Annotated in this window: 4 protein-coding genes; 1 reads left to right on the forward strand and 3 read right to left on the reverse strand. The window is 74.2% G+C overall.

Annotated features, from left to right (window positions below):
• Window position 1: 1 nt before the first annotated feature.
• The 3 genes from nirD to AC061S_RS34855 form a co-directional block, all read right to left on the reverse strand.
• Window positions 2–337 carry a nitrite reductase small subunit NirD gene (nirD, locus tag AC061S_RS34845; RefSeq protein WP_478689885.1) on the reverse strand — a complete coding sequence of 112 codons (336 nt, stop codon included), beginning with the start codon at window positions 335–337 and terminating at the stop codon, window positions 2–4.
• Window positions 334–2,823, reverse strand: a complete 2,490-nt coding sequence (gene nirB, locus AC061S_RS34850; protein WP_478689890.1) for a nitrite reductase large subunit NirB — start codon at window positions 2,821–2,823, stop codon at window positions 334–336. The genes nirD and nirB overlap by 4 nt, the downstream gene beginning before the upstream one ends.
• 125 nt (window positions 2,824–2,948) lie before the next feature.
• On the reverse strand, window positions 2,949–4,418 hold the full coding sequence (locus tag AC061S_RS34855; RefSeq protein WP_478689886.1) for an NAD(P)/FAD-dependent oxidoreductase: 1,470 nt from the start codon (window positions 4,416–4,418) through the stop codon (window positions 2,949–2,951).
• A gap of 166 nt (window positions 4,419–4,584) precedes the next feature.
• Between AC061S_RS34855 and AC061S_RS34860 the strand changes: the two genes are divergently transcribed.
• Window positions 4,585–5,886, forward strand: a complete 1,302-nt coding sequence (locus AC061S_RS34860) for a ferredoxin reductase family protein (RefSeq protein ID WP_478689887.1) — start codon at window positions 4,585–4,587, stop codon at window positions 5,884–5,886.
• Window positions 5,887–6,190: the final 304 nt, after the last annotated feature.

Here is a 6,190-nt window from a genome sequence, read left to right on the forward strand (position 1 = left end):
CTCAGCCCGAGGTCGCTGCGGTCCGTACCGGGTACGTCCGGACCGCCACCTCGTCGTCGTCCAGGCAGAGCCCGGACTCCAGGTCGAAGCGCTGCTTGAGCAGCGGCGAGGCCACGAAGAGCCGTCCGGCGGCCGAGCCGACCAGCCCGCGCGAGAGCACCTGCGCCCCGGTGAAGGGGTCCCGGTTGCCGATGGCGTACGGGCGTCCCGCACGGTCGACGAACACGGCGGCCTGGCTCCCGTCGGGCAGCAGCGCCGCCACCCCGCGCCCGGGGATCAGCGCCGACAGCTCGCACACGGTGAGCCAGCCCTCCGCCACCTGCAGTTCCACGGTCATCGGGTGCCTCCCAGGGGCTCCAGGGTCAGCACGGTCAGGTCGGGCTTGACCTGGCCGCGTTCGGGGACGAACTTCACGCTCGGGTCGGGTGCGCCGGGGGCGTTGACGAAGGACACGAACCGGCGCAGCCGCTCCGGGTCGTCCAGGGTCTCGGCCCATTCGTCGCGGTAGTGCGCCACGTGGTCGGCCATCAGCGACTCCAGCTCCGCGCACAGCCCGAGCGAATCGCGCACGATCACGTCCCGCAGGTGCTCCAGGCCGCCCTCCAGCCGGTTCAGCCAGGTGGAGGTCCGCTCCAGCCGGTCGGCGGTGCGGATGTAGAACATCAGGAACCGGTCGATGAGCCGGACCAGTTCGGCGTCGGACAGGTCCTGGGCGAGCAGGTCGGCGTGGCGCGGGGTGGCCCCGCCGTTGCCGCCGACGTAGAGGTTCCAGCCGCTCGCCGTCGCGATGATCCCGAAGTCCTTGCTCTGCGCCTCCGCGCACTCGCGGGCGCAGCCGGAGACCGCCGACTTGAGCTTGTGCGGGGCGCGCAGGCCCCGGTAGCGCAGCTCCAGGTCGATGGCCATCCGTACCGAGTCCTGGACGCCGTAGCGGCACCAGGTCTGGCCCACGCAGGACTTCACTGTCCGCAGCGCCTTGCCGTACGCGTGCCCGGACTCGAATCCGGCCTCGACGAGCCGGGCCCAGATGCGGGGGAGGTCGTCGAGGGCGGCGCCGAAGAGGTCGATGCGCTGCCCGCCGGTGATCTTCGTGTAGAGGCCGAAGTCCCGGGCCACCTCGCCGATCACGATGAGCTTGTCGGGGGTGATCTCGCCGCCGGGGATGCGCGGGACGACCGAATACGAGCCGTTGCGCTGCATGTTGGCGAGGAAGTGGTCGTTGGTGTCCTGGAGGGCGGCCTGCTCCCCGTCCAGGACGTAGCCGCTCGCGCCGAGGGTGGGGGCGAGCGAGGCGATGATCGAACCGACGGTGGGCTTGCAGACCTCGCAGCCTTCGCCGCCGCGCGCCTCCTCGCGGCCGTGGCTGTCCAGGAGCCGCCCGTACGAGGTCACGCGCAGGGTGCGGACGATCTCGTAGAGCTCGGCGCGGGTGAAGGGGAAGCAGCTGCAGAGCCCCTTGTCGGCGGCGGGCGGCATCAGCTGGCCGATCACCTTGAGGCAGCTTCCGCACCCGGTGCCCGCCTTGGTGCACTTCTTGACCTCGGGGACGGTGCTGTGGGCGGTGATCGCCTTCTTGGTGACGTTGTGGCAGGAGCAGATCACCGCGCCGTCGGGGAGCGAGGCCGGGCCGAGCGCGACGGGTGCGCCGGCGCCGGCGGGCAGCACCAGCTGCTCGGGGGTGACGGGCGGTACGGAGCCGGTGAGCGGGCGCAGCAGGCCGTAGGAGTCGGCGTCGCCGACCAGGACGCCGCCGAGGAGGACGCCTTCGGCGGAGACGACCACCTTCTTGTAGACGCCGGAGCGGGAGTCGGAGTAGACGACGTCGAGACTGCCGGCGGTGGCGCCGTGGGCGTCGCCGAAGGAGGCCACGTCCACGCCGAGGAGCTTGAGCTTGGTGGAGAGGTCGGCGCCGGTGAACTCCTTCTCCCGGCCCAGCAGATCGGCTGCGGCCGTCTCCGCCATCTCGTAGCCGGGGGCGACCAGGCCGTAGACGCGGCCGTCGGAGGCGAGCGCGCACTCGCCGATGGCGTAGACGTGCGGGTCGGAGGTGCGGCAGCGGGCGTCGACGGCGATGCCGCCGCGCTCGCCGACGGTCAGGCCGCTCTCGCGGGCGAGCTGGTCGCGGGGGCGGACGCCGGCGGAGAAGACCACCAGGTCGGTGGCGACGCTGGAGCCGTCGGACAGCTTCATGCCGCTGACCGCGCCGTCCTCGCCGGTGAGGACCTCCTGGGTGCCGACGCCCGTGTGGACGGTGAGCCCCATGTTCTCGATGGTGCGGAGCAGGGCCGCGCCGCCGCCCTCGTCGACCTGGACGGGCATCAGGCGGGGCGCGAACTCCACGACGCGGGTGGCGAGTCCGAGGCCCTTGAGCGCGCCGGCGGCCTCCAGCCCGAGCAGCCCGCCGCCGACGACGGCGCCGGTGGTGCGCGTCTTCGCGTACTCCTCGATCGCGAGGAGGTCCTCGATGGTGCGGTACACGAAACAGCCCGGGGCGTCCTTGCCCGGCACGGGCGGCACGAAGGGGTAGCTGCCGGTCGCGAGCACGAGCACGTCGTACGGGAACACCTGCCCCGTGCGGGAGGTGACGGTGCGGGCGTCGCGGTCGATGGTCTCGGCGGGGTCGTCGAGGTGCAGGGAGATCCCGTGCTCCGCCATGAAGGAGGCGGGGGTGAGGGAGAGGTCCTCGGGGGTGCTGCCGGAGAAGTACGAGGTCAGGTGCACGCGGTCGTAAGCGGGGCGGGGCTCCTCGCAGAGCACGGTGATCCGGTGCGTGGCGGTGGCGCCGAGTTCGGCGAGCGCCTCCAGGTAGCGCTGGCCGACCATGCCGTGGCCGATGAGCACGAGGGCGGGCTTCCGGGTCCCGGGGGCCGTGGCGGTGGCCGTGGCGGTGGCCTGGGTGGTGGCCTGGGCGGTGCCCGGGGCGGGCGTGGGCGTGGCTGCGGCCATGATCAGGAGCCTCCGTCGTCGGTGAGCAGGTGGTGCAGGTCGGTCAGGGCCTCGCCGTCCTCCCAGCTGCGGGCGAGGGCGCCCACGCTGGAGAGTTCGCCGAGCAGGACCCCGCCGACGAGGCGGTCGCCGCGGACGACGACCTTGCGGTAGGTGCGGCGGGTGGCGTCCGTGAGCCGGACCACGTCGTCGCCGGGGAGCGGGGTGGTCTCGCCGAAGGCGGCGAGGTCGAGGGGCCGGTCGCCGCCGGCGGTGAGGGTGAGGCGGGTCAGGGCGCGGGTGCCCGCGTAGGCGGGGTCCGGGTTGAGTCCCTCGCCGGTACCGAGGAGGACGCCGGCGAGGGCGTCGGCCTGTTCGAGGGCGGGGCCGGCCAGGCCGTACACCCGGCCCGCGTGCTCGGCGCAGTCGCCGATGGCGTGGATGCGGGGGTCGCTGGTGCGGAGCTCGTCGTCGACGAGGATGCCCTTGCGGACGTCCAGGCCGGCGGCCTGGGCGAGGCCCGTGCGGGGGCGGACGCCGCACGCGAGGACGACGAGATCGGCGTCGAGGCGGTAGCCGACGGCGAGGTCTACGCCTGTTACCCGGCGGGGTCCCTGGCCGGGGTTGGTCCTCGGGGGCAGGACCTGGGTGCGGGCGGCGGCTTCGGGAGCGGCGGCCCTGCGGGGCGTTCCGGGCTCTGCCCGGGCCCGCTCCTCAAATGCCGGAGGGGCTGGATTCCGGCTGACCTCGGTTTGGATGTGCCCGCTGGTGGGCTGGATTGCCCGCAGGGCAATTTCAGCCTCGCCGGCGTTCGAGGCGCGGAGTCCGGGGCGGAGCCCCGGCAGCGGAGCTGCTGTCGTCGTCAGGCCGCGGACTCGGCATTCCGTGTGGATCTCGACGCCCAGGGTGGTCAGGTGGGTGTGGAGGAGGGCCGAGGCTTCCGCGTCCAGTTGGCGTTCCATCAGGCGTTCGCCCTGCTGCGCCAGGACCACCTGCGCGCCCCGCTCGGCCAGGGCGCGGGCCGCCGAGACGCCGAGGAGGCCGCCGCCGATCACCACCGCGCGCACGCCGGGACGTACGGCCTCCGACAGGGCCAGGCAGTCGTCCATGGTGCGGAAGGCGTGGACCCCGGCGGGGAGCTCGCGCCCTTCGGGTTCGAACAGGCCGCGGAGGGGAGGGAGGACCGGGTTCGACCCGGTGGCCAGGACGAGGGTGCCGTACCGCTCGACCGTGCCGTCGTCGCAGTGCACCACCTGCTCCGCCCGGTCGATCCGGACCGCCCGCACGGCCCGGCGCAGCGCCGGGCCGGGGGCCGGGAGGGCCGTCACCTCCGGCGCGTACCGGCCGGCCAGGACCTCCGCGAGGAGGACCCGGTTGTAGGGGGCGTGCGCCTCCTCACCGAGGACGCGTACGTCCCCGCCCAGCCGGGCGGCGAGCCGCAGGCCCGCGAGGCCGCCGCCGATCACCACCACGCGTTGCTGTTCCGAGGTCATGACACGAGAGTGCGCGGCCGCTGTTTCCCCACGGCATCGCCGTTGTTTCCCCGACGGAACGCCGACCTCAGCGTGCGGGTTAAGCGTCCGTGAGGCGTTCCTCAAGGCCGCCTTAAGGATCACCGGAGGGCCGGGGAGCCCGCCGCACCGCCCGTAGCGTGGCCGTATGCGAGAGCGAGACATGGCGGTTCGGGTCAAGGGCGGGATGCTCGGCGGGGCGGGGACCGTCGCCCTGCTGTGGGCCGCCCAGGTGCGGCCCTCGGCCCGGCTCGACGCGCTGTTCGCCACCGCCGCGCACCTGTCCGGCCTGCTCGCCGGGTACGGGGTGCTCGTCCTGCTGTTCCTCATGGCCCGGGTCCCCGCCGTCGAGCACGGGGTGGGCGCGGCCCGGCTCGCCCGCTGGCACGCGCTGGGCGGCCGCCACGTCCTGCTGCTCTGTTTCGGGCACACGGCCTTCGCGCTCTGCGGCTACGCCGTGCACGAGGGGGTCGACGTGCTCTCCGCCGTCCGGGAGCTGCTCGGCTACCCGGCGCTGGCCGCCGCGGCGATCGGGACCGTCCTCCTGGTCGCCGTCGGCATCACCTCCGCCCGCTCCGTACGCCGCCGGGTCTCGCACGAAACCTGGCGGGGGGTCCACCTCCTGGTGTACCTCGCCGCCGCCCTCGCCTTCGGGCACCAGCTCGCCGGACCCGACCTGGCCCCGGTCGCCTGGTTCTGGGCCCTCGCCCACGCCGTGGTCGCCGTCCTGCTGCTCTGGTACCGCGCCGTGGTCCCCGTACGCCAGGCCCTGCGGCACGCGCTGCGCGTCTCCGAGGTGCGCACGGAGGGGCCCGGGGTGGTCTCCGTCATCGTCTACGGGGAGCACCTCGCGGAGCTGCGCGCGGAGCCGGGGCAGTTCCTGCGCTGGCGGTTCCTGCAGCGCAGGCTGTGGCACACCGCACTGCCGTTCTCGCTGTCGGCGCCGGTCCGCGGGGACACCCTGCGCATCACCGTGAAGGCTCTGGGCGGCCACTCCCGCCGGATCCGCCGGCTGCGTCCCGGCACCCGGGTCCTCGCCACCGGGCCCTTCGGGGCGCTCACCGCGGCCCGCCGGACCCGGACCAAGGTGCTGCTGATCGCCGGCGGGGTCGGGATCACCCCGATGCGGGCGCTGTTCGAGACCCTGCCCGGCGGGCCGGGGGACATCACCCTGCTCTACCGGGCGGGCGCCGAGGAGCACCTCGTCCTGCGCTCCGAGCTGGAGGCCATCGCCGCCGAACGGCAGGCCGCTCTGCACTACCTGCTCGGGCCGTCGGGCGCCGCCTTCGACCCGCTGGCTCCGCAGGCGCTGGCCGCGCTGGTCCCGGAGCTGGCGGAGCACGACGTGTACCTGTGCGGGCCGCCCGGAATGGCGGACGCCACCCAGTCCGCGCTGGTGCGGGCCGGGGTGCCGGCGGTGCGGATCCACGCCGAGTGCTTCGGATTCTGAACCCGCGCCCGATTCCGTCCCCGCCCCCGCACCCGAGAGGTCGCCGCCCCGTGCGTCACCCGCTGCACGTCACCCTGCCCGCGTCCCTTGCCGTTGCGCGGGGCTTGTCCCCTACCCTCCCCCAGACTCCGTCCGGGGGGACCCCCGGTTCGCCCGTTCCCCGGGGCTCCGCCCCGGACCCCGGTCCTCAAACGCCGGACGGGCTGGGTTTGGCTGCGCCCGGACCTGGTTTTCGAACGCCGGACGGGCTGGGTTTGGCTGCGCCCGGACCTGGTTTTCGAACGCCGGACGGGCTGGGTTTGGC

It is taken from the genome of Streptomyces sp. CA189 (assembly GCF_056428985.1).